Raw genomic sequence first — 24507 nt, 5'->3', positions numbered from 1 at the left:
GTACGTCGCTTTTCAGTCATCTGACGGTCAGTATGCCCGCGCGACGACCGCCACGGTACCCGGCGCGTCGTCCGTTTCCGGCACAGCCCCGTCCTCGGTGAGCAGGCAGCGCACGGACACGCCCTGCTCGGCGAGCTTGGCCTCGCCCTCCGGGCCCAGGTCCGCCCACGGAATGCGGGCCCAGCCGGTGGCCGCGGCCTCGGCGGCCTCGCCGATCGTCGCGACGTCCACGGTGCGCGCCTCGCGGCGCTCGCGGGACTGGCGCAGCAGCGTGGCCTGGTCTTCCTCAAGGGCCTTGGGGATCAGCGCGGTCAGCTCGTCGATGGCCACCGGCTCCTTGCCGCCGGGGATGCGGCGGGCCAGCATCGCGGTGCCGTTCTCCAGGTCGCGCGGGCCGACCTCGACGCGGACGGGCACGCCCTTGAGCTCCCAGTCGACGGCGCGGCGGCCGAAGGGGGTGTCGGTGCGCACGTCCACCTGCACACGGATGCCAGCGGCCTTGAGCCGGTCGCCGATCTCGCGGACCTTGGCCACGACCTCGTCGTCACCCTTGATCGCCAGCACGACGGCCTGCACGGGCGCCAGCCGCGGCGGCACGCGCAGTCCGTTGTCGTCGCCGTGGGACATGATCAGGCCGCCGACCATGCGGGTCGACGTGCCCCAGGAGGTCTGCCAGACCAGCTCCTGCTGTCCTTCCTTGGACAGGTAGGAGGTGTTGAAGGCCTTGGCGAAGTTGGTGCCCAGCTCGTGGCTGGTGCCCAGCTGCAGCGCCTTGCCGTCGCCCATCATGCCTTCGAGGGTGAGGGTGTTGATGGCGCCGGCGAAGCGCTCGCGGGCGGTCTTGCGGCCCAGCAGGACGTCGATGCCGAGGACGCCGGTCATGAAGTCGCCGTAGACGTCGCGGTGGATCATCGCGGCGTAGTCCCGCGCGTCCTCGAAGGTGGCGTGCGCGGTGTGGCCCTCCTGCCAGAGGAATTCGCTCGTGCGGAGGAACAGCCGCGAGCGCATCTCCCAACGGACCACGTTGGCCCACTGGTTGATGAGCAGGGGCAGGTCGCGGTAGCTCTGCACCCACTTGGAGAAGTACTCGTTGATGATGGTCTCGGAGGTGGGCCGGACGACGACCGGCTCCTCCAGCTCCTTGCCGCCGCCGTGGGTGACCACGGCCAGCTCCGGGGCGAAGCCCTCGACGTGCTCGGCCTCCCGGGTCAGGTAGGACTGCGGGATGAAGAGCGGGAAGTACGCGTTCTGCGCGCCCGCTTCCTTGATCCGTGCGTCCATCTCCTGCTGCATCCGCTCCCACAGCGAGTACCCGTACGGCCGGATGACCATGGTGCCGCGCACCGGGCCGTTGTCGGCCAGTTCGGCCTTGTTGATCAGGTCCTGGTACCAGCGCGGGAAGTCGTCAGCCTGGGGGGTGAGTACGGGAGCCTTTGCCATGCCGCAGATGGTACGGGTCCGCCGCCGCCGGACGTGAATCGACGGGGCGCACTCCGGCCGCGGGTTCGGCTCAATCCCCGCCTTCAAACCTCTGGACTACGGCCCGGAAGGGGAGTTGGCTGACCTAGGGGGCATGCGCCGCGTAACCGTGAACATGCGCGGCGTAACGGGGGAGCGTACGAGGAAAGCTTTCAGCGAGACCGCGACGCGGCTGAAGGGGCGATCTATGACACCTACGCTCGCACACCCACGCATCCACCGGGCCGACGGCAGGGCGCGGGACTGGGCCGAGATCCAGGAGCGGATGCTCGTGCCGCTCTACGAAGCCGTGTACGAGCGCCTGGGCGTCGGCACCGCCACACGCCTGCTGGGCGTCGGCTGCGGTTCGGGGCTCGCGCTGCTCATGGCCGCCGCCCGCGGGGCCACCGTCACCGGCTGCGACCCCGACGACCAGCGGCTGGCACTCGCACGGCAACGACTGCTCCCGGCCCCGCAATGGGGCATCCCCGCACCCTCCCGCGGCCGTACCCGGCTCGTCCCCGGCGGCCCGGAGGCCGCGGCCGCGGCCACGAACGACGCGCCACCGTTCACGGTGATCACCGCGTTCGACCCGGCGGCGCCGCCGTCGGCACTGGTACCGGCGCTGCGTGCGGCGTCCGGCCTCGCCGAGCGCGGCAGCCCCGTCGTCCTGGCCGGCTGGGGACCGCCCGAACGGTGCGCGACGGGACGGGTGCTGCGGGTCGCCGCACGCCTGGCCGAGCCGCGCGGCGCCGCCGTGGAGACCCGGCTCAGCGGCCGGGACGACCTCGAGGACATGGCCCGCGGTGCGGGTCTGCGCCCGGACGGCTCCGGCCGGGTGTCCTGCCCGTTCGGCTACCCCGACATGGACAGCGCGGTCCGTGGCCTGGTCTCCACCGGGCTCTTCGACGCGGCGGCGGCCGCCACGGACGTGGACCAGGTCCGCAAGGAACTGCGCGAGGCACTGCACCCCTACCGGCGCGCGGACGGCACCGTGCGGATGGAGAACGTCTTCCGCTACCTGGTCGCGCGGGTCTGACCCGCGTCGGGCCCGGTTCACCTCCGGGGTACCCGCAGCGGCCCTTCGGCCCACTCGCCACACGGCCTGCCCGAAAGACCCCGGGCCCGGAGCGCGCGGGGCGCACAGCGGCAGACCGGGCCCTAGCCGAGACTTCCGGACGGCTTCTCCAGCCGGGGGATGCCGGCGGCCGCGTACGCCTCGCCCTCCTCCAGCGTCTCCGCCTCCAGGAGCCGCTCGGCCAGCGAGTCCAGCTGCTCGCGGTGCTGGTCCAGGAGGCGGCAGGCGGTGCCGTAGCACTCGTCGACGATGCGGCGCATCTCTGCGTCGACCACGTCGAGGGTGGACGGGGCGGCGGACAGCCCGTACGGCTGCTGGGCGTCGGCCGGGATCGCCGACAGCGGCCCGACCCGGTCGCTCATCCCCCATCGGCCGACCATGCCGCGCACGAGGTTGGTGACCTGCTCCAGGTCGTTCTCGGCGCCGGTGGTGATCACCCCGAAGACGACGTGCTCGGCGGCCATGCCGCCGAGGGCGCCGATGATGCGGCCGCGCAGGTACTCCTCGCTGTAGGCGTAGCGGTCGGAGTCGGGCGTGGAGAGGGTGACGCCCAGGGCGCGGCCGCGCGGCACGATAGTGATCTTGCGTACCGGGTCGGCGCCGGGCTGGAGCATGCCGAGCAGCGCGTGGCCGGACTCGTGGTACGCCGTGCGGCGCCGCTCCTCGGGTGAGAGCACCAGCGGCCGCGCGGCGCCGAGCTGCACCTTCTCCAGGGCGTCGGAGAGCTCGCTCTGCCCGACGGTCTTCCTGCCGCGCTTGACAGCGAGCAGGGCGGCCTCGTTGGCGAGGTTGGCGAGTTCCGCGCCCGTCATGCCGGGGGTCGCGCGGGCGACCCGCGTGAGGTCGATGTCGGCCTGGAGCGGGACGTCGCGCAGGTGGATGCGGAGGATCGCCTCGCGGCCGGTCCGGTCGGGCGGGCTGACGTGCACGGTGCGGTCGAAGCGGCCGGGCCGGGTGAGGGCGGGGTCGAGGACGTCGGGGCGGTTGGTGGCGGCGATGACGACGACGCCCTCGGAGCCGGAGAAGCCGTCCATCTCGGTGAGGATCTGGTTCAGCGTCTGCTCGCGCTCGTCGTGGCCGCCGAGTCCGCCGGCGGCGCCGCGGGCGCGGCCGATGGTGTCGATCTCGTCGATGAAGATGATCGCGGGGGCGACCTTGCGGGCCTCGGCGAACAGCTCGCGCACCCGGCCGGCGCCCACGCCGACGATCATCTCGATGAACTCCGACGCGGAGGCGGAGAAGAACGGCACGTCCGCCTCACCGGCGACGGCCCGTGCCAGGAGCGTCTTGCCGGTGCCGGGCGGTCCCGCGAGCAGCACGCCGCGCGGCATGCGCGCGCCGAGCGCCCGGTAGGCGTCGGGCCGCTTGAGGAAGTCGACGACCTCGTTGAGCTCGGCCTCGACCTCGTCGATGCCGGCGACGTCCTCGAAGGTGGTGCGCCGGCCCTCGTCGGGCCGGATCGGCACGGGTGTCCTGCGGCCGAAGCCGCCCAGCCCGCCGAGGCCTCCCCCGCCGGTCAGCCGGCTCATCCGGCGTGCGACGAAGAGCCACAGCAGGACCAGGAGCAGCACCGGCGCCAGTGACAGCGCGATGTTGTAGAGGATGCCGCGCTGCTGGACGACGGGCTGCGCGGTGACGGTGACCTTGTTCTTCGTCAGCGCGCCCCACAGGTCGTCCTTGGCGAAGACCGGCCGCTGGGTCTTGAACTGGGTGTACGTCTTGTCCCCCGAGCCCTTGGGCGCGGGGGCGGCCTCCCTGAGCTGGCCCTCGATGGCGTCGCCCTTGGAGTAGATCTTCGAGATGTTGTTCGCGGCGAGCTGCCGGCCGAACTCGGAGTACGAGATCGTGGTCGGGCGTGATCCGGCGACCAGCGACAGCACCAGGTCGGTGATCAGGAACACGGCGACCGCGGCCAGGATCATCCCGCCCCAGCCGCCCAGCCTGCGCCGTCGCCTGGTGGGCGGCGACGACGGAGCTCCCTCCGCCCGCCACGGGTCGCCCGGGTTCTTCCGAGGCGGTACCGAATTGGCCATATTGGCACCATACGGACAGCCGCCCGAGTGCGCCCCTCAGGCTCCGGGCCACTCCTCGGCGGTGAGCGCGAAGCGCTCGTGGTCCCGCCAGGCGTCGTTCAGGTAGAGCATCCGGGGTGAGAAGCCCTCGTGGCGGAAGCCCAGCCGCTTGGCCATGGCGACCGAGCGCTCGTTCTCCGGCTGGACGTTGATCTCCAGCCGGTGCAGGCCCAGCCCGCGCGGCTCCGCGGTGAAGCAGCGGTCCACCACCAGGCGCAGTCCCTCGGTCATCCGGCCCGTACCGACGAAGGGCATGTAGCTGTCGTAGCCGAGCGAGGCGTTGCGGAAGCGGCCCATGGAAATGTTGGCCACGTTGCACTTCCCGGCGATGTCGCCGGTCTCCTCGTCGATGATCAGGAAGGTCCGCAGGACCGGACCCTGGCGGCGCAGCAGTTCCGGCAGCCCGTCCGGCTCGACGGGATTCCACTGGCCCACGTGCTCGGCCGAGCGGAGGACGGCCTCGCGGTACGCGGGAGCGTCGGCGAATTCCGGCGGGCGGATGTGAACGCGCATGCGTCCATGATGCCCGTACGACGAAGGCGCCCCCGTCTCGGGGGCGCCTCCGGCACGGCACGGGTCGAGGGGCTCAGCCCATGAACTTCTTGAACTCGTCGGGCAGTTCGAACTGGTTGCCCTGGTCCTGCGGGACCCCGAAGGCGTTGCCCGCCTGCTGCTCCCGGCGAGCGGCCGCGGCCTTCTCCTCCTCGGCGCGCTTCAGCGGGTTGCCGCTCTGGCGCTTGCCCTTGGCCTTCTTCTGCTGCTTCTTCTGGCGGCCGCCACCCAGGCCCGGCATCCCCGGCATCCCCGGGATGCCGCCCTGGGCCATCCGGGACATCATCTTGCGGGCCTCGAAGAACCGCTCGACCAGGCCCTTCACCGCGCTGACGTCGACACCGGAACCGCGGGCGATGCGGGCCCTGCGGGAGCCGTTGATGATCATCGGGTCCTGGCGCTCGCCCGGGGTCATCGACTTGATGATCGCGGCGGTGCGGTCCACGTCGCGCTCGTCGAGGTTGTTGATCTGGTCCTTGATCTGGGCCATGCCCGGGAGCATGCCGAGCAGCTTGGAGATCGACCCCATCTTGCGGACCTGCTCCATCTGCTGGAGGAAGTCGTCGAGGGTGAACTCCTTGGGGCCCTTGGCCAGCTTCTCGGCCATCTTCTGGGCCTCGGCCTGGCTGAAGGTCTGCTCGGCCTTCTCGATCAGGCTGAGGACGTCACCCATGCCGAGGATGCGCGAGGCCATCCGGTCGGGGTGGAAGGCGTCGAACTCGTCCAGCTTCTCGCCGTTGGAGGCGAACATGATCTGGCGGCCGGTGACGTGCGCGATGGACAGCGCGGCACCACCGCGCGCGTCGCCGTCGAGCTTGGACAGCACCACACCGTCGAAGCCGACGCCGTCGCGGAAGGCCTCGGCGGTGTTGACCGCGTCCTGGCCGATCATGGCGTCGACGACGAAGAGGATCTCGTCGGGCTGCACGGCGTCGCGGATGTCCGCGGCCTGCTGCATCATCTCGGCGTCGATGCCGAGGCGGCCGGCGGTGTCGACGACCACGACGTCGTACTGCTTGCCCCGCGCGTGCTCGATGGAGTCCTTGGCCACCTGCACCGGGTCGCCCACACCGTTGCCCGGCTCCGGGGCGAAGACGGCGACGCCGGCCCGCTCGCCGACGACCTGGAGCTGGTTGACGGCGTTGGGACGCTGGAGGTCGGCCGCGACGAGCAGCGGGGCGTGGCCCTGGGTCTTCAGCCAGAGGCCGAGCTTTCCGGCCAGCGTGGTCTTACCGGCACCCTGCAGACCCGCGAGCATGATCACGGTCGGCGGCTGCTTGGCGAAACGCAGGCGGCGGGTCTCGCCACCGAGGATGCCGACAAGCTCCTCGTTGACGATCTTGATGACCTGCTGGGCCGGGTTCAGCGCCTGTGAGACCTCGGCGCCGGCGGCCCTCTCCTTGACCTGCTTGATGAACGCTCGGACCACCGGCAGGGCGACGTCCGCCTCCAGGAGCGCGATGCGGATCTCGCGCGCTGTGGCGTCGATGTCGGCCTCGGAGAGGCGGCCCTTGCCCCGGAGGTTCTTGAATGTCGCTGCGAGGCGGTCGGAAAGGGTGTCGAACACGTCGGTCGCGGATCCTCAGGTCGGGGGCGGGAGGTAGGTCGCCCTCCAGGGTATCCGCCCGGCCCGGGAAAGGTCTCCATGGCGTCAGCGCAGTGCCCGCTCCACCTGGTCGGCGATCTCGGCCGCGCGTACGTCGGGAAGCGGATCGCCGTTGCCGTCGGTGACGTAGAACGCGTCCACCGCGTTGGCGCCGAGCGTGCTGATCCGGGCGGAGCGGACGTTGACGCCCGCCTTCTCCAGTGCGGCACCGATCCGGTGCAGCAGGCCCGGGGCGTCGTGGGCGCGGACCTCGATGACGGTCGCGGCCTTGGAGGTGCCGGGGGCGACGGTGACCCGCGGCGGGGGCGGCGTCACCCCGCGCCGCCGGGGATACGCCGACTCGCGTTCGGCGAGCCGGGCCCCGATGTCCAGCGAGCCCCCGAAGGCGCGGGCGAAGTCGTTGCGCAGCCGGGCCGCCTCGGGCAGGGACCCGTACTCGGCGGCCACCCGCCAGCGCAGCAGGGTGACCGGGCCGTCGCCGATCGGGTCGACGGCGCGCAGGTCGGCGGCCCGGACGGTGAGCCGGTGCAGGGCCAGGACGCCGGCGGCGGCGGCCAGCAGTCCGGGGCGGTCCGGCACGGCGAGCAGCAGCTCGACGCCGACCTGCTCCGGCTCGTCGTCCGCCGCGGCACGAGGCGCGTCCTCGGGGTCCGGCTCGGCATGGGCGTGCAGCGCGATCACCGGCCCGCGGGTACGGGCGGCCTCCACCGCCAGGCGCTCCTCCTCGGCGGTGGTCTCGGGCGCCGCGGGTTCGGGCACCTCGCCGGTCGCCAGGACGGCGGCGACCCGTTTGACCAGGTCGGCGACCAGGGAGGCCCGCCAGGCGCTCCAGGCGGCGGGGCCGGTGGCCAGCGCGTCCGCCTCGGTCAGCGCGTGCAGCAGCTCCAGGGTCTCGGTGTCGCGCACGGCCTCGGCGACGCCCTGGACGGTGACGGGGTCGTCCAGGTCGCGGCGGGTCGCGGTCTCGATCAGCAGCAGGTGGTGGCGGACCAGCAGGGCCAGCGTCGCGACGTCGGCGCGGCCGAAGCCGAAGCGGGCCGCGACGTCGCGCGCGATGACCTCGCCCGCCTCGGAGTGGTCGCCGGGCCAGCCCTTGCCGATGTCGTGCAGCAGGGCCGCGATGAGCAGCAGGTCGGGGCGGCCGACCCGGCGGGTCAGCCGGGAGGCCCGTACGGCGCACTCGATCAGGTGCCGGTCGACGGTCCACACGTGCACGGCGTTGCGCTGCGGGCGGCAGCGCACCCGCTCCCAGTCCGGGATCAGCCGGGTGACCATGCCCTCGGCCTCCAGCGCCTCCCACACCGGGACGGTGGACTCCCCCGCCCCCAGCAGCGTCACCAGCTGCTCGCGGGCCTCGGCGGGCCACGGCACCGGCAGCGGGCGGGTGGCCTGGGCGACGCCGAGCCGGCGGACCGCGTGCAGGGACAGGGGCAGGCCGTTCTGCGCGGCGGCCGCGGCGGCGCGCAGCGGCAGCACAGGATCGCGTTCCGGCCGGACCGTACGGGCGAGGACGGCCTCGCCCTCGTGCTCCACGACGCCCTCGGCGAGCGGGGTGCGCTCGGCCGCGGCCGCGCTCTGCTCGGGGCGGCCGAGGCCGAGCAGACCGCGCCGGCGAGGGCGCATCTGCCGCGACCGCAGGACGCGGCCGACCTCGCGCCAGGTGACGTCGAAGGCGTAGGAGACCGTGCGGCCGGACTCGTACACCTGGCGGAGCAGGGTGTCGGCGTCCAGCAGGCCGAGCGCGGCGGCGACCTGGTCCTGCTCCTGCAGGGCGAGGCGGTCGGTGGCGCGGCCGGTGACGAGGTGGAGGGCGTCACGGGCGTCGAGCAGGCGGGTACGCGCGTCCTCCAGGCCCTCGCGCGGCGCGTCGGCCAGCCAGGAGGCGGCCACGGCGCGCAGCGCGGTGGCGTCGCGCAGGCCGCCGCGGGCCTCCTTGAGATCGGGTTCGAGGAGGTAGGACAGTTCGCCCTGGCGTTCGGCGCGCTCCATGCAGAGCTCGTGGAGCGCGGGCAGCCGCTTGGGGGCCTGGTTGCGCCAGTCGGCGAGGACGGCGGTGCGCAGGGACGCGGTGAGGGCGGCGTCGCCCGCGATGTGGCGGGCGTCGAGGAGGCCGAGCTGGACCTTCAGGTCCTCGGCCGCGGTCTTGCGGGCCTCGGCCGGGGTGCGGACGGAGTGGTCGAGGGCGACGCCCAGGTCCCACACGGGGTACCAGACGCCGTCCGCGAGGGAGGCGACGGTCGCGGCCTTGCCGGTGCCGTCGTGCAGGAGCAGCAGGTCGAGGTCGCTGCGCGGGGAGAGCTCGGCCCGGCCGTAGCCGCCGACGGCGACCAGGGCCCAGGTGCCGGCACCGGCCCGGGCGGCCGCGCCGTGGGCGAGCGCCGCCAGCCAGCGGTCGGTGATGTCGGCCAGCGCCCTGCGGCGCGACGGTCCTGAGGGACCGTCGTCGTTCAGCAGCGCCAGCCGGGCGGCGGCATAGCCCTCCGGGGTGTTGTCGCCGGCCTTGGCCTCGACGCTCTCCGTCACACTGTCTCCCGTCGCCGTGCGAAAGGGGCGCGGCCGGAATCCGGCCGCGCCCCGCGCTGTCTCAGAGTGCGTCCGGCCCGCGCTCGCCGGTGCGGACCCGGACCGCCGTGTCGACCGGCAGGCTCCAGACCTTGCCGTCACCGATCTTGCCGGTGCGGGCCGCCTTGACGATGACGTCGATCAGCTGGTCGGCGTCGCTGTCCTCGACGAGCACCTCGATGCGGATCTTCGGCACGAGGTCGACGGTGTACTCGGCGCCCCGGTAGACCTCGGTGTGGCCCCGCTGACGGCCGTAGCCGCTGGCCTCGGTGACCGTCAGGCCCTGCACGCCGAAGGCCTGCAGCGCCTCCTTGATCTCGTCCAGCCGGTGCGGCTTGACCACTGCGGTGATGAGCTTCACGCGTCCACCTTCTTCGACGGGCTGTCGGCCACCTCGGTGCCGCCCTTGCCACTGCTGTTGTCCAGGGAGGAGACCAGGGCGCGCGCGGCGCCGGCCACACCGGCGAAGTCGTAACCGGTCTCCGCGTGCTCGGCCTGGTCGATGCCCGCGACCTCGGTGTCCTCGCTCACCGTGAATCCGATCACCAGGTCGATGAGCTTGGCAAGGATCGCCGACGCGATCAGGGAGTAGAACAGGACCACGCCGACGCCGAGGAACTGCTTCCACAGCTGGTCGAAGCCGCCGCCGTAGAAGACGCCCTTGGCGGTCTGGCCGACGCCGCCGGTGGCCAGGAAGCCGATGAGCAGGGAGCCGACGATGCCGCCGACCATGTGGACGCCGACCACGTCGAGGGAGTCGTCGAACCCGAACCTGTACTTCAGGCCCACCGCGGCGGCACAGGCCACACCCGCGATGACACCGACCGCGATGGCGCCGAGCGGGCTGACCGAGCCGCAGGCCGGGGTGATGGCGACCAGGCCGGAGACAGCGCCGGAGGCCGCGCCCAGGGTGGTGAAGGAGCCGTGCTTGATCCGCTCGTAGGCGAGCCAGCCCAGCATGGCGGCGGCGGTGGCGACCTGCGTGTTGGTGAAGGCCACGGCGGCGACGCCGTCCGAGGCGAGCCAGGAGCCGGCGTTGAAGCCGAACCAGCCGAACCACAGCAGACCGGCGCCGAGCATGACCAGCGGCAGGTTGTGCGGCCGGAACGGGTCCTTCTTGAAGCCCACGCGCTTGCGGATGACGAGGATCACGCCGAGCGCCGCCGCACCGGCGTTGATGTGCACCGCCGTACCACCGGCGAAGTCGATCACGCCGCGGGTGAAGAGGAAGCCGTCGGACGCCCAGACCATGTGGGCGACCGGGAAGTACACGATCGTGACCCACAGCGCGACGAACAGCGCCCAGGCGACGAACTTCACCCGGTCCGCGAGCGCACCGCTGATCAGGGCGGGGGTGATCACCGCGAACATCAGCTGGAAGACGGCGAAGACGTAGATCGGGATGGTGTAGCCGTCCCACAGCTGGGAGATCCCGATGTTCCGCATGCCGGCCCAGTCGAAGCCACCGATGAAGGCGTTGCCGGAGTCGAAGGCGAGGGTGAAGCCGTAGAGCGTCCAGAGCACCGTGACGATGCCGATGGCGATGAAGCTCATCATCAGCATGTTCAGGACGCTCTTGACCCGCACCATGCCGCCGTAGAAGAAGGCGAGGCCGGGGGTCATCACGAGCACGAGTGCGGCGCTCAGCAGCATGAACGCCGTGCTACCGCTGTCCAACTTGGGCGTATCTGCGGCAAGCGTCAAGATGCCTGCTGCCATCGGCGTCTCCTCGTCATCCGGACGGCCCGTGCGGGAAGTGGGCTCTGTGGGCCGGTTTTCGCCATGAGGTTGTCCCAGGCGGGTTTCCGTGGGCGCCACCCGGTGTTTCGAGGCCGTGACGAAGAAGTCGGCTGTGTTACGTCACGGTGAACCGCAACCCCAGCGTAAGCCGCCGTGACTACTCCGTGACCATGAGCGGGGCCGACACGCTGTATACGGGACCGGCCGCGGACGGCCACCCGGTTGACCTGGCATGGGGGAGCCGAGTCGGGCTGTCGGGATGGCCGGCCGCGGCCGGAGTACTGGGGAGGTGGCTGGATCAGGCCGTTTCGGCGGCCTCGGGGAGGACGCTGGCGAGCCGCTCGGTGAGCTGGGCGACCTCGGCCACGTGGGCGTATTGGCGCAGGGCGGAGTCGGCGGTCTTCCGGATGCGGGTGTTGACCCGTTCGGAGCGCACGTGCCGGGCGACGTCGATGGCCTGCTCGGTGAGGCGTGCCGCCTGCTCGGGTTCCTTCTCCAGCAGGTGCACCGTGGCCATGCCGACCAGGTTGAGGGCGTAGGCGCGCTGGTGGACGCTGTCGTCGGCGAACAGGTCCACGGCCCTCTGCATCACCGGGCGGGCCAGTGACGCGTAAGCGGGGCTGCGGCCGGCCACGTAGGCCAGGTCGCGGTAGGAGTGGGCGTTCTCGGCATTGAGCTCGGCCTCGTTGAAGAAGCTGATCCAGTCGGGGTCCTCGGAGGCGGTGGAGTCCGAGAAGGCGTCCTCGGCCATGCGCACGGCCCGGTGGCACTTGTTGACCTGGCCCATGGTGGCGTACGCGCGGGCCTCCACCGCGTGCAGCATCGCCTGCGTGGTGGCGCTCGCGGTGCCGCGGCTGCCGTACTGCGCCAGATGGATGAGTTCCAGCGCGTCCTCGGGCCGGTCCAGGTGGATCATCTGACGGCTCATGCTGGACAGGATGAACGCGCCCAGCGGCTGGTCGTCGGCCTCCTTGGCGGCGTGCAGCGCGAGGACCAGGTACTTCTGGGCGGTGGGGTGCAGGCCCACGTCGTAGGACATCCAGCCGGCGAGTGCGGCGAGCTCCGCGGTGACCCGGTAGAGCCGGCGGGCCACGACCTGCGGGTGCGGCTCCTGGAGCAGGTCGGTGACCTCGTGCAGCTGGCCGACGACGGCCTTGCGGCGCAGGCCGCCACCGCACTGGTTGTCCCACTGACGGAACATCACCGTGGTGGCCTCCAGCAGCTCCAGCTCGGGGCCGGAGAGCTTCGGCCGGCGGTCGCCGGTCTCCCGGGGCGGCGGCGTCCCGCCGTCGCCGCCGTGCGCGGGGACGGGCACCAGCCAGCGCTGCATCGGTTCCACGAGGGACGGGCCCGCGGAGAGCATCAGGGAGGTGCCGAGGAATCCGCGGCGGCCCAGCATGAGGTCGCTGCGCGAGAACTCGTTGATCAGCTGGACGGTCTGCGGGCCCGCCCACGGCAGGTCCACCCCGGTGGCGGCGGGCGGCTGGTGGGCGGGGCGCAGCCCCAGGTCCTCCACCGGGACCACACAGCCGAAGCGCTCGGAGAACAGCTCCGACAGGATGCGCGGAATGGGCTCCCGCGGCTGCTCGCCGTCGAGCCAGCGGCGTACCCGGGAGGTGTCCGTGCTGACGTGCAGCGCGCCCATCTGCCGCGCCCTGCGGTTCACCTGACGCGCGAGTTCGCCCTTGGACCAGCCGCTGCGCACGAACCATGAGGTCAACTGCGCGTTGGGCTGCTTGTCCTGTGTGCCGCCCACCGTCATGCCCCCATTCCGTCGCCCAACACCGCGGAGGCGTGGACCCGTTGCCCGGCTCGGCCCCCAAGTGCTCAGTGTGCTACGAGCCTTGCCTCCGGCATACCCACCGGCCCGCACACTCTCCGGGGCTTCCCAACCGAAAGTAATCCTACGATCACCCATCCGGCGACCCCCTTGCGGAAACGCCACCATTCGCCACCCCTTCGAATGAACTACATCCGCACCCGGCGCGCTTCACTTGACACATGCCGATCAGGCACGGGCGTAACCATCGGCAACTGCGACCCGTTGGGGGTGTCATGGGCTTCACGATCGGCAGCATGCGGGAGATGCGACACATCCGCTCCGGCGCGCGCCGCCGCACGCACGCCTCGGCGTGCACCACCGTGGCGGAGTACACGGGGTTGTGCGGCTGGGCGGTGGCGCCGGGTGCGCGCGCCACACGCGGGGGCGGGCAGTGCTCCTGCGGGGACCCCGGCTGCAAGGCCCCGGGGGCGCACCGGCTGGACTTCGCGGGCGAGGTACCGGCCGGCGCGACGCTGGAGGAGGCCGTGGCCGCGTGGGAGCGCGTGCCGGGCGCGGCGCTCATGCTGCCCGTGGGACGCACCTTCGACGTGATCGAAGTGGCGGAACGATCCGGCGTACGCGCCCTGGTGCGCCTGGAGCGCATGGGACTGCGCCTCGGGCCGGTCGTCGCCACCCCGGACGGGCGGGCGCAGTTCTTCGTCGCGCCGGGCGCCGCCGCGGAGCTGCCGCACCTGCTCTACCGCATGGGCTGGGACGACGCGGACCTCGATCTGCGCTGCCTCGGCCTCGGCGACGACATCACCGCGCCGCCCTCCGACCTCGGCGGCCTCGGTCCCGTCCGGTGGCTGCGGCCGCCTGCCCTGGACGCCGCCCAGCAGCCCCCCGAGGCGCGCCTGCTGCTCGGCACCCTGGCGTACGTCTGCCACCGCGACCGCGCCTACGCCTGAGCGGGCCGCCCGAGCAGCCGGGACACCGCATGAGTAAGGGGCGCACTCCTTGGGAGTGCGCCCCTTACTCATGCACCTGTGTGCGTGCGTACCGGCACTAGGAACCGATCAGCGCGTCCACGAACGCCTCGGGCTCGAAGGGGGCCAGGTCGTCCGCACCCTCGCCCAGGCCGATGAGCTTGACGGGCACGCCCAGCTCGCGCTGGACCGCCACGACGATGCCGCCCTTGGCGGTGCCGTCGAGCTTGGTCAGCACGATGCCGGTGATGTCGACGACCTCGGCGAAGACGCGGGCCTGCACCAGGCCGTTCTGGCCGGTGGTGGCGTCGAGCACGAGCAGGACCTCGTCCACCGGGCCGTGCTTCTCCACGACGCGCTTGACCTTGCCGAGCTCGTCCATGAGGCCGGTCTTGGTGTGCAGGCGGCCGGCGGTGTCGATGAGGACGACGTCCGCGCCCTCGGCGATGCCTTCCTTGACCGCGTCGAAGGCGACCGACGCGGGGTCGCCCCCCTCGGGCCCGCGCACCGTGCGGGCGCCGACCCGCTCGCCCCAGGTCTGCAACTGGTCGGCGGCGGCGGCACGGAAGGTGTCGGCGGCGCCGAGGACGACGCTGCGGCCGTCGGCGACCAGCACACGGGCGAGCTTGCCGGTGGTCGTGGTCTTGCCGGTGCCGTTGACCCCGACGACCATCAGCACGGCCGGCTGGTCCGCACCGTCCGCATTGGGCTTGCCCTCGGTGCGCAGAGCGCGGTCGAAGTCCGTGCCGACGAGGTTGAGCAACTCCTCGCGCAGCAGGGTGCGCAGCTCCGCGGGGGTCCGGGTGCCGATCACCCGTACACGGGTGCGCAGCCGCTCGACCAGCTCCTGGGTGGGGGCGACACCGACGTCCGCGGTGAGCAGAGTGTCCTCGACCTCCTCCCACGTGTCCTCGTCCAGGTGCTCACGGGAGAGCAGCGTGAGCAGCCCCTTGCCGAGCGCGTTCTGCGAGCGGGAGAGCCGGGAGCGCAGGCGCACCAGGCGGCCCGCGGTCGGCTCGGGAAGCTCGATCTCGACGGCGGCAGGGGGTTCCTCGACGAGGACGCCCGGGCCCGCGGCCTCGTCCGAGCCGGGGAGCTCGACCTCTTCGATGGTCCGGCGGGGTTCGTCCCGCGGTTCCTCGGCCTCGTCGCCGACATGGGGTTCGGCTGGAGGCGCGGTGATCGTCGGGGTCTCGGTGGGCGGTTTCGGGGGCAGCTGCTTCCTGCGGCGGCTGCCCACCACCAGCCCGCCGGCCGCGAGGATCACGACCAGGGCGATGACTACGGCAAGAATGACGGTTTCCATAACCCGTCCAGTATCGGTCACGCGGCGCCCTCCCCAGGGAGCCACCCGGGCACGGGTTCCCAAGTCCGCTCAACTGACTGCCCGTCAGTGCGTGTACCGGCGCCGCCCCCGGTCCCGACCGGACCGGGGGCGGCCCTCCCTCGGGCGCGCGGGCTGGGGGCCTAGCCCATCTCCTCCAGGGTCTTGCCCTTCGTCTCGGGCACGAACTTGAGCACGAAGGGGATCGACAGGAGCGCGAAGGCCGTGTAGATCACGTACGTCAGCGACAGGTTCCAGTCGGACAGGCTCGGGAAGCTGGCGGTGATCACCCAGTTGGCGATCCACTGCGCCGACGCGGCGACGCCGAGGGCCGCGGCCCGGATGCGGTTCGGGAACATCTCGCCCAGGAAGACCCACACCACGACACCCCATGACAGGGCGAAGAACAGCACGAAGGCATGCGCGCCGACCAGCGCCACGGCGCCCTCGGCACCCGGCAGGGTGATGTGGCCGCCGCTGCCGGTCTTGTGGGAGAAGGCCCAGGCGACCAGGCCCAGGGAGATCGCCATGCCCGCGGAGCCGATGAGCGCCAGCGGCCTGCGGCCGATCCGGTCGACGAAGACCATCGCGATCACGGTGCCGATGATGTTGATGATCGACGTGGTGAACGAGTACAGGAACGAGCTGCTCGGGTCGATGCCGACGGACTGCCACAGGGTGGCCGAGTAGTAGAAGATCACGTTGATGCCGACGAGCTGCTGGAACACCGACAGCCCGATGCCGATCCACACGATCGGGGCGAAGCCGAAGCGCCCGCCCAGCAGGTCCTTGAACGTGGACCGGTGCTCGCTGCTCAGGTGGGAGCGGATCTCGGCGACGCGCGCGTCGGCGTCGACACCCTCACCCTCGACGTCGCGCAGCACCTTCTTGGCGTCCGTGAGACGGCCGGCGGAGATCAGGTAGCGGGGCGACTCGGGGATCGCGAAGGACAGCACGCCGTACAGGACGGCGGGCACGACCATCACGCCGAGCATGAGCTGCCAGGCCTCGACGCCCAGCACGTGGCCGCGCTGGTCGCCGCCGGCGGCCTGCAGGATGCCCCAGTTGACGAGCTGGGAGACCGCGATGCCGATCACGATCGCGGCCTGCTGGAACGAGCCGAGCCGGCCGCGGTAGGCGGCGGGGGCGACCTCCGCGATGTAGGCGGGGCCGATGACCGACGCCATGCCGATGGCGAAGCCCCCGATGATCCGCCAGGCGGCCAGGTCCCACAGGGCGAAGGGCAGTGCGGAGCCGACGGCGCTGACGGTGAAGAGCGCCGCTGCGATCCGCATCACCCGGATGCGGCCGATGCGGTCGGCGATCCGGCCGGCGGTGGCGGCGCCGATGGCGCAGCCGATCAGCGCGATGGCGACGACCTGGGCGAGTGCGGCGGAGCCGATGTCGTACTTCCCCCGGATGCCCTCGACGGCGCCGTTGATGACGGAGCTGTCGTAGCCGAAGAGGAAGCCGCCCATGGCGGCGGCCGCGGTGATGAAGATGACGTGGCCGAGATCGGCGTGGCCCGCCGTGCCGGCCTTGTGTGTGGTGGTGGTCACTGGTGAATCTCCCGGACTCTGCGTTGAGCCCACAGGTGGGGGCATGAGCTACGAGTGCCGGGACTCCCCAAGTCACCATCACTCGAACACTAAGAGAACATCGCTGACCCTAATCATTCAAGCTTCAAAGTCAAAACGCGTACTTTTGCCTCACAAGGGAAGGTGATCCGCCCCCGCTCCCCTGCGATTGTTCACAGGTTGAACTCAAGAGGCCGTCATGCCTTCAAGCGCTGGCTGATCACCTTCGAGACGCCGTCGCCCTGCATGGAGACGCCGTACAGCGCGTCCGCCACTTCCATGGTGCGCTTCTGGTGGGTGATCACGATCAGCTGCGAGCTCTCCTGGAGTTCGCGCATGATGCGGATCAGCCGCTGCAGGTTGGTGTCGTCGAGCGCCGCCTCGACCTCGTCCATCACGTAGAACGGGCTGGGCCGGGCCTTGAAGATCGACACCAGGAGCGCCACGGCGGTCAGCGAGCGCTCGCCGCCGGACAGCAGCGACAGGCGCTTGACCTTCTTGCCCGGCGGTCGCGCCTCCACGTCCACACCCGTGGTCAGCATGTTCTCCGGATCGGTGAGGATCAGCCGGCCCTCGCCCCCCGGGAAGAGCCGCGAGAAGACGCCCTCGAACTCGCGCGCCGTGTCCTGGTAGGCGGAGGTGAAGACCTGCTCGACGCGCTCGTCGACCTCCTTGACGACCTGCAGCAGGTCCGCGCGGGTCTTGCGGAGGTCCTCCAGCTGCTCGGACAGGAACTTGTGCCGCTCCTCCAGCGCCGCGAACTCCTCCAGCGCCAGCGGGTTGACCTTGCCCAGCTGCTGGTACGCGCGCTCCGCCGCCTTCAGGCGCTTCTCCTGCTCGCCGCGGTGGTAGGGGCGGGGCCGGTTGCGCGGGTGCTCCGGGTCCTCCGGCAGCTCCTCGCCCTCGGCGGGCGGCGACGGCGGCACGAGCTGGTCGGGGCCGTACTCGGCGATCAGACCGGCCGGCTCGACACCGTGCTCCTCCAGCGCCTTGGCCTCCATCTGCTCGATGCGCATCCGCTTCTCTGCGCCCAGCACCTCGCCCTTGTGCACGGAGTCGGTCAGCCGGTCCAGTTCCGACTTCAGCTCCCGCCCCTGGCGGCGCTCGGTGTCCAGCTCCGCCTCGCGCTCCGCCTTGGCCCGCTCGGCCGCCGCCCGCTCCGCCTCGGCACGGGCGAGCGACACCTGTACGTACGCGAGCAGGCCCTGTGCGCCCTTCAGTACGGCGGACGCGACCTGCGCCTCGTACGCCAGACGCGCCTTGCGCCGCTCCGCGCGCGCCCGCGCCTCCCGCTCGGCGCGGGCCGCCCGGTCGAGTCCGTCGGCGCGGCCGGCGAGGCCCTTGACGCGCTCCTCGTGCGTACGCACCTGGAGCCGTGCCTCCATCTCCGTCTGGCGGGCGTTGGCGCCGTCCGCGGCGAGCCGGTCGCGCACGGAGGTGTCGGGCTCCTCCTCGGCGGGCGCGGCCTCCGCCTCGCTGAGACGGAACGACAGCTCCTCGAACTCCTCTATGGCGGCGGCCATCGACTCCTCGGCGCGTCCCACCGCGGCGGCCGAACGCTCGGCCTCCCCGGCCGCGGCTCTGGCCTGGCCACCCAGCCGGCCCAACTGCTGGGCGACGGCGGACTTCTCCTTCTCGGCCGCGCGGCGCCGCTGCGTGAGCTCGTCGACCTGCCGGGCGGCCGCGGTCCTGCGCTCCTTCGCCAGGCCCTGCGCCTCCGCGAGCTCCGCGCAGCGCACGGCGAGCGACTCCAGCTCCGCCGCCGCCTCGTCCACGGCGGCCTGGACCTCCAGCAGACTGGGCGCGCCGGCCGAACCGCCGTGCGCGAAGTGCGCGCCGAGAACGTCGCCTTCGGCGGTCACGGCGGTCAGCGCGGGGTGGCCGGACACCAGGGTCTCGGCGTCGGCGAGGGTGTCCACCACGACGTAGTCCCGCAGCAGCCGGCGCACCGAGGGCAGCAGCGAGTCGGGCCCCGCGACCAGCGAGGCCGCCGAACGGCTCCCTGGGGGAACGGCGGCGCCCTCCCCGGACCCGGTGTCGCCCGCCACCAGCAGCGCCGCCCGTCCGGCGTCGTCCTTGCGCAGCAGGCGCAGCGCCTCCGCGGCGGCCGAGGGGCCGGAGACGGCGACGGCGTCGGCCGCCGCGCCCAGCGCCGCGGCGACCGCGACCTCGTGCCCGGGCGCGACGGTGAGCAGTTCGGCGGCGGGGCCGAGCAGACCGGCCAGCCGGTCGCCGGCGGCGAGCAGCGCGCCGGTGCCGTCCTTGCGGCGCAGCCCCATGGCCAGGGCGTCATGACGGGCCGCCAGGGCCGCCCGCTGACGTTCCGCCGCGGTCGCGGCCTCACGGGCGGCGGAGTGCGCCTCGTCGGCGGCGGCCTGCTCGGCCTTCGCGGCGTCCAGGCGCTCGTCCAGCTCGGTGTCGTCGGCATCCAGGTCCTCGACCCGGGCGCGGAGTTCCTCGTACTCCTCCTGGGCGGACTCCGCGCGCTCTCGGGCCTCGTCGCGGGCGGCGGCGAGGCGGCCGATCTCCGCCTCGGCCGAGCCGGCCTTGGAGCGGGCGGCGTTGACCTGACCCTGCAGCCGGGCCAGCCCCTCGCGGCGGTCGGCGATCGCCCGGGCGGCGGCCTTGAGGGCCTTGTCCTCATCGGCGAGACGGCGTTCGAGTTCGGCCCGGTGGTGGACCGTGTCGTCCAGGGCGCGCTGCGCGGCGTCCAGGGCCTCGGTGAGTTCGGCCTCCTGCTCGCGGATGCGGGCGGCCTCGCGCTCCATGTCCTCCGGGTCGCGGCCGCGGCGCTCCTCTGGCTGCTGCGCGGTGGCGTGCCGCACCCGCTGCTCGGCCAGGCCGATGGTGCCGCGGACCCGCTCGGCCAGCTGCGACAGCCCGTACCAGGTGGCCTGGGCGTCGGCCAGGCGCGGCGCCAGTGCCCGCACCTGCTCCTCCAGCCGGGTCTCGCGCTGGATCGCGGCGGCCAGTTCGGCCTCGACGGTGTCGCGGCGCTCCTTGAGGGCGGCCTCGTCGGCGACCTCGGTGCGCAGCGCCTCCCGCAGGGTGACGAGGTCGTCGGCGAGCAGGCGCAGCCGCGCGTCGCGCAGGTCGGCCTGGATCACCGCCGCCCGCCGGGCGACCTGGGCCTGCCGCCCCAGCGGCTTCAGCTGGCGGCGCAGCTCCCCGGTGAGGTCCTGCACACGGGCGAGGTTGGCCTGCATCGCGTCGAGCTTGCGCAGCGCCTTTTCCTTGCGCTTACGGTGCTTCAGAACTCCGGCGGCCTCCTCGATGAAGGCGCGGCGGCCCATCGGATCGGCGTGCAGCACGGAATCCAGCTGCCCCTGCCCGACGATGACGTGCATTTCGCGGCCGATACCGGAGTCCGAGAGGAGTTCCTGGATGTCGAGCAGCCGGCACGTGTCGCCGTTGATCTGGTATTCGCTGCCACCGTTGCGGAACATGATCCGCGTGATGGTGACCTCGGCATAGTCGATCGGCAGGGCGCCGTCGCTGTTGTCGATGGTCAGCGACACCTCGGCGCGGCCGAGCGGCGGACGGCCGGTGGTGCCGGCGAAGATGACGTCCTCCATCTTGCCGCCGCGCAGTGACTTCGCGCCCTGTTCGCCCATGACCCAGGACAGCGCGTCCACGACATTGGACTTGCCGGAACCGTTCGGACCGACGACACAGGTGATTCCGGGTTCGAACCGCAGGGTCGTCGCCGAGGCGAATGACTTGAACCCGCGCAGGGTCAGGCTCTTGAGATGCACGCCGTGGGACTCTACCTCCCGGTCCCGGTTTCACCGAGGAATGCCGGGGGCACATGGAACGTGAGGGCGGAGATCATGGGCGGGTGAGGGGGAGGCAAAACGACGAAGGGACGCCGGGGCGTCCCTTGCACATTCCCAAACGGGGTCGTTTCCACTGACCGGCCGAAAGGCCGCATCAAGCGAGAACAGGCTCCGGGTGAGGTACGTCGACGAGCTCGCGCGAAGCGTTGGCAAGCGCGTCGTTCTCGGCCTGAATCCGAACGAGCTCGGTTTCCAGGTCCTGGACGCGCTGCTGCAGCCTTCGCATCTCGGAGAGAAGTCGCGGGTCGGGTCCGCCGACGTAACCGAGAAGCGCCTTTGCCATGATGGATGGTCCTCCACGCTGAGTGACCGACCGTTGTGCGGTGTGGGTCGTGAGTGAGGGGTTGGAGACACCCGCGCCGTGTGCGCCGAGACTGCCCTTCGCCATGCATACAGCCGCGGTGCGCGGGGCTTCCAGCGTCTCACCAAATAGTTTGACGGTCAACACGATCACAGCCCGGCCGTCGGGTACGCCTGCGAATTCACGGTGCGTACCGGCACCGGGGGCGACCCGCCTGGGGTGGAGGAAAGGCCCGGACAATGCATCCGGAAGATCACCGAATCCTCGATGTCGGCAGCCTTCCACGCGGTGTGGAAAATGGCAACCTCCTTGACGCCCTTGCCAAGTGCGATTGCCATTGATCTTCGCTGTCCGTCCCACCTGCGAGGACACAGCGGAACGGGCGAGGCGCGGACCGCGGGGTGTCAGCGGATCGCGAAGCCCTCGTAGCCGCCGCGCGGCTCTCCCCAGATCTCGGTGACGCCGTCGACGCGTCCGGGCGTGTCGCCGGTGCGCAGCGAGTGCAGCAATCGGTCGCACAGAATACGGTCACCCTCGGCCACGACCTGGACCCGGCCGTCCGAGAGATTGCTCACATAGCCGGCCAGGTTTCCGATCTCCAGCGCGCTGGCCCGCGTCCACCAGCGGAAACCCACCTGGTGAACACGGCCGCGGACCCATGCGGTGAGGCGGACAGTCTCGTTCACGGAAGCACGCTAACCCGCCAGTTGCGCAGGCTTCACACCTGCCCCGCCTGTGTTTCGGTACAGTCACGCCGCAACAGGACTCACCCGAACGGGTGAACACCGTCGTCGATGTGAAGGACTGCACCGGATGGGCCGCCACAGCCGTAATGCCTTTGAGCCGGCGCCAGTCGCAGAGGCGCCGCGCCCCCGCGGCCACCGCAGCAACGCCCGGCGACGCAAGAGCAACCCCGTACGCACCGGCCTCCTGGCCTCTTCCGCGGCGCTCGCCGTGGGCGCGATCGGCGTCTCCAGCGGCCTGCTGCCGTCGCCCGACGGCTCGGGCGGCATCTCATACCACGACAACGGGCCGGGGCAGATCCAGGCCGCCGGGATACCGAACTCCAGCAGTCCGCAGGATCTGGGGACCGTCCCCGCGGACCGTCCCTCCCAGCCGGCCAGCCGCGGCGACGCGCGCGCGACCCCGCCCAGATCGACGCCGCCCTCCGCCCCCGCGACCAGCGCGTCGCCCACGCCGACCCCCACGCCCAGCCGCACGGCCGGGCCCCCGACCACCACCCCCACGGCGCCGCAGACCTCGGCCCCCGCGACGGTCGTGCCGACCACGCCGCCGGTGGCCACCGCCCTTCCCGTGGAGAACGGCTCCGAGAGCGCGGCCGAGGCCGCCGTCCTGGCCCTGGTCAACCAGCAGCGCGCCACCGCGGGCTGCCAGCCGGTCACCGACGACGAGCAGCTCGACGCACTCGCCTCGGACTTCAGCGCCGACATGGCCGCCCGCGCCTTCTTCGACCACACCGACCCCGACGGCGACGACCCCTGGGACCGCGCCGCGCAGGCCGGCGTGAAGGACCTCGGCGGCGAGAACATCGCCCGCGGCCAGGCCACCGCGGAGGAGGTCATGACCGCCTGGATGAACAGCGACGGCCACCGCGCCAACATCCTCAACTGCGACTTCAAGACTCTCGGCGTCGGCGCGGTCTTCGGCGACGGCGGCCCCTGGTGGACCCAGGACTTCGGCTACTGAGAAAGCCGCGGGTCACAGACCTGTCAGACGGCACGGGCCGTCTCCGGCCGTCGTCGGTCGCAGGCTTGTAGCCGAATACGCGATCGACAGCGGCCCGCGTCCATCCAGCCGTCCATCTCCTACGAACCGCTCGACTCACCGGCGGGACCGAGGTCGAGTACCCGGAGGAAGGCCGCTGGCCGGCGGGGGGGCGGACGGCTCCGCGGCCTCACCCACCTCCCCCGGTCCCCGGTCCGGGACCCGCGTCGAGCAAGACCAGGTGGCCACTCGGACCACATTGCGAGCAGGGGACAAGCCTGCCCGAGTAGCCGGCAGGCTCACGGCCCCGTGATCATGCTCGATCCCGGCCCAGGCAGGCCACCGGCCAAACCGCTCCACCGACCTCAGCTGTCAGTGGCAGTCGAAGCGCCAGTCCCAGGGGAGACCGGGGCACTGGCGGCAATGGAAGAAGTAGACGCCGCCGCAGTCGCCCAACGGTATGTCGTCGGTGATGGTCAGAAGGTGCTCCATGCGGTGTCCGCTCTCGCAGTCCGGCCAGTCGGCAGGCTGCGTCCAGGCGGGCCAGCCACCGACCTTCGTTCCGATGAGGTTGGAGTCGGGTGGCCACTCGGCGTCGCCCGTCGGCAACCGGAGACGACGTTCCCAGGTCTCCTCCATGTCCTTGGGCAGATCGAGCCACCTCGGAAAGTCCTCCGCGACCATCGGGGACAGCGTGGACGGTTCCGGCATGTTGTCCTCGTCGTACTCCCCCTCGCTCACCTCGGGGGGCTCGGACAGCAGCCCTCCGGCCACGACCTCCGCCTCGTTGCGCCAGTACAGCTGCGGCATCACCGGCCCGGGATCCCGCTCGTGTATGAGCGCGCACCACACCAGCTGGAGCAGATCCTTCCCCTCCGGGAACTCCAACCCCGGGACATCACGGGCGAACAGCTGGAGGATCGGCACCATCGGCACCGCGCCCGGGTCGGTAGGGCTGTTGCCCCAGCCGGACCCGGGCGTCCAGTGGCCTTCCTGTGCGCAGTACGGCCACGGCTCGTCCGCGGGCCACAGCAACTCGCCTCCCAGCGAACTCTCCCGCCCGCCTGGGTCGCCGGGCTCGGGGTTGAGGAGGACGGTCTCCCTGGCGAGGTCCGCGTACTCCGGTATCAGGGTGCGCAGATCCTTCACGGGCAACTCGGGTGCATCGCCGGGCATCGTGGCTCCTCATGGCGTACAGACATCGACGGGACTCGGCGGGCACGCTAGTGCCCGCCACAGACAACCCCTGCACGCAGGAGGAAGTCGCCAAGGACACGGGTGGTGACAGTGCCACGGCGCCTTGCCGAATCGAGGGGATCGAGCGTGCCGCAGCCGTGCCCCGTGAGGCGGTGCCGAACGGGGACCCACGGGGAACGGCGGTGACCAGGCCGCGTTGCTGCAGGTCAGCGTCAGCCCAGGTGAGGCAGGGTCAGCAGCCTCGGTCTTCGAGACTGGGGCCACCTGCTTCGCTATGACTTGGCGATGTAGACAAGCGCGTGGGCGAAGCCCGGCCAGGTGGTCGCGTCGGGCGGACCGATGTGCACACGCCGCGTGATGGCCGACCGGGCTTCGGGGCCACCTTGCAGGAAGCCGTCGAGGTCGCCGGCTATGTCGTCCAGATCCTCAAGTACTTCGGGTGTCTCTCTGCGTACTGCAGCGTGGATGACGACCTCACCCTGCCGAGGCTCCACGGCCAGCCCAAGAAGATCAGGGCCGATCAGCCGCAATGCAGCCTGCCGGGTGCGCCATGGGCCCGGAGTAGCGAGGTGTTCTCGTGCGACGGTCCGAGGCGAGGACGGCTTCGGCGTTGGCCCGTCTCTGGGCCGTCCGAGGGCGCACGACGACGGCCAGCGCTGACAACCGTTGCACTCAATCGCAGGTCACAGCGTCGATCGTCTGGGCGACCCCAGGCCAGCAGACCCCCGGGA

General features: G+C 71.8%; 18 protein-coding genes. 3 read left to right on the top strand and 15 right to left on the bottom strand.

What is annotated here, in order from left to right:
• Window positions 1–27 precede the first annotated feature (27 nt).
• The gene (proS, locus tag ACIP98_RS23335; RefSeq protein WP_401977751.1) at window positions 28–1440 is read right to left on the bottom strand and encodes a proline--tRNA ligase; all 1413 of its coding nucleotides are present in this window, start codon (window positions 1438–1440) and stop codon (window positions 28–30) included.
• 226 nt (window positions 1441–1666) lie between these two features.
• On the opposite strand from proS, the gene ACIP98_RS23330 reads away from it, so the two are divergent.
• Window positions 1667–2497, top strand: coding sequence for a methyltransferase domain-containing protein (locus tag ACIP98_RS23330; RefSeq protein WP_401977749.1), 831 nt, complete (start codon window positions 1667–1669; stop codon window positions 2495–2497).
• A gap of 122 nt (window positions 2498–2619) precedes the next feature.
• Here the strand turns inward: ACIP98_RS23330 and ftsH are convergent, their stop codons facing one another.
• From ftsH to ACIP98_RS23295, 7 genes are all read right to left on the bottom strand, one after another.
• Window positions 2620–4569 (bottom strand): ATP-dependent zinc metalloprotease FtsH, encoded by a 1950-nt coding sequence (gene ftsH, locus ACIP98_RS23325; RefSeq protein ID WP_319659727.1) that lies wholly within the window; start codon window positions 4567–4569, stop codon window positions 2620–2622.
• Between the two features lie 36 nt (window positions 4570–4605).
• On the bottom strand, window positions 4606–5121 hold the full coding sequence (locus ACIP98_RS23320) for a GNAT family protein (RefSeq protein ID WP_319659728.1): 516 nt from the start codon (window positions 5119–5121) through the stop codon (window positions 4606–4608).
• Between the two features lie 73 nt (window positions 5122–5194).
• Window positions 5195–6727 (bottom strand): signal recognition particle protein, encoded by a 1533-nt coding sequence (ffh, locus tag ACIP98_RS23315; protein ID WP_319659729.1) that lies wholly within the window; start codon window positions 6725–6727, stop codon window positions 5195–5197.
• A gap of 84 nt (window positions 6728–6811) precedes the next feature.
• Window positions 6812–9289 (bottom strand): [protein-PII] uridylyltransferase, encoded by a 2478-nt coding sequence (locus ACIP98_RS23310; protein WP_401977747.1) that lies wholly within the window; start codon window positions 9287–9289, stop codon window positions 6812–6814.
• Between the two features lie 61 nt (window positions 9290–9350).
• Window positions 9351–9689 (bottom strand): P-II family nitrogen regulator, encoded by a 339-nt coding sequence (locus ACIP98_RS23305; RefSeq protein WP_319659731.1) that lies wholly within the window; start codon window positions 9687–9689, stop codon window positions 9351–9353.
• Complete coding sequence (locus ACIP98_RS23300) at window positions 9686–11047, bottom strand: ammonium transporter (RefSeq protein WP_319659732.1); 1362 nt, start codon at window positions 11045–11047, stop codon at window positions 9686–9688. Before ACIP98_RS23300 ends, ACIP98_RS23305 begins: the two co-directional genes overlap by 4 nt.
• A 319-nt stretch (window positions 11048–11366) precedes the next feature.
• A complete protein-coding gene (locus ACIP98_RS23295; RefSeq protein WP_401977746.1) occupies window positions 11367–12830 on the bottom strand; it encodes a hypothetical protein in 1464 nt (487 codons plus the stop codon).
• 293 nt (window positions 12831–13123) lie between these two features.
• Here ACIP98_RS23295 and ACIP98_RS23290 point away from each other — a divergent pair, with 293 nt between their 5' ends.
• Window positions 13124–13798 (top strand): bifunctional DNA primase/polymerase, encoded by a 675-nt coding sequence (locus ACIP98_RS23290; RefSeq protein ID WP_319659735.1) that lies wholly within the window; start codon window positions 13124–13126, stop codon window positions 13796–13798.
• 97 nt (window positions 13799–13895) lie between these two features.
• Here ACIP98_RS23290 and ftsY read toward each other — a convergent pair whose 3' ends face one another.
• The 6 genes from ftsY to ACIP98_RS23260 form a co-directional block, all read right to left on the bottom strand.
• Window positions 13896–15122, bottom strand: coding sequence for a signal recognition particle-docking protein FtsY (gene ftsY / locus ACIP98_RS23285; RefSeq protein ID WP_401977744.1), 1227 nt, complete (start codon window positions 15120–15122; stop codon window positions 13896–13898).
• Between the two features lie 161 nt (window positions 15123–15283).
• Complete coding sequence (locus ACIP98_RS23280) at window positions 15284–16744, bottom strand: sugar porter family MFS transporter (RefSeq protein ID WP_401977743.1); 1461 nt, start codon at window positions 16742–16744, stop codon at window positions 15284–15286.
• 170 nt (window positions 16745–16914) lie between these two features.
• Window positions 16915–20472: a chromosome segregation protein SMC gene (smc, locus tag ACIP98_RS23275; protein ID WP_319659738.1), complete on the bottom strand. Its 3558-nt coding sequence runs from the start codon at window positions 20470–20472 to the stop codon at window positions 16915–16917.
• A 175-nt stretch (window positions 20473–20647) separates the two neighbouring features.
• Window positions 20648–20836 carry a hypothetical protein gene (locus tag ACIP98_RS23270; protein WP_319659739.1) on the bottom strand — a complete coding sequence of 63 codons (189 nt, stop codon included), beginning with the start codon at window positions 20834–20836 and terminating at the stop codon, window positions 20648–20650.
• 167 nt (window positions 20837–21003) lie between these two features.
• Window positions 21004–21192 (bottom strand): hypothetical protein, encoded by a 189-nt coding sequence (locus ACIP98_RS23265; protein WP_319659741.1) that lies wholly within the window; start codon window positions 21190–21192, stop codon window positions 21004–21006.
• 66 nt (window positions 21193–21258) lie between these two features.
• On the bottom strand, window positions 21259–21540 hold the full coding sequence (locus tag ACIP98_RS23260; protein WP_319659742.1) for an acylphosphatase: 282 nt from the start codon (window positions 21538–21540) through the stop codon (window positions 21259–21261).
• Between the two features lie 127 nt (window positions 21541–21667).
• Here ACIP98_RS23260 and ACIP98_RS23255 point away from each other — a divergent pair, with 127 nt between their 5' ends.
• Window positions 21668–22561: a CAP domain-containing protein gene (locus tag ACIP98_RS23255; RefSeq protein ID WP_401977741.1), complete on the top strand. Its 894-nt coding sequence runs from the start codon at window positions 21668–21670 to the stop codon at window positions 22559–22561.
• A 390-nt stretch (window positions 22562–22951) separates the two neighbouring features.
• On the opposite strand, the gene ACIP98_RS23250 is transcribed toward ACIP98_RS23255, so the two are convergent.
• Window positions 22952–23755 carry a hypothetical protein gene (locus tag ACIP98_RS23250; protein ID WP_401977739.1) on the bottom strand — a complete coding sequence of 268 codons (804 nt, stop codon included), beginning with the start codon at window positions 23753–23755 and terminating at the stop codon, window positions 22952–22954.
• Window positions 23756–24507 lie beyond the last annotated feature (752 nt).

The organism is Streptomyces sp. NPDC088354, assembly GCF_044753585.1.
Lineage (GTDB): Bacteria > Actinomycetota > Actinomycetes > Streptomycetales > Streptomycetaceae > Actinacidiphila.
The sequence above is the reverse complement of the archived record's forward strand: the minus strand, read 5'-3'. Positions and strand labels throughout refer to the sequence as shown.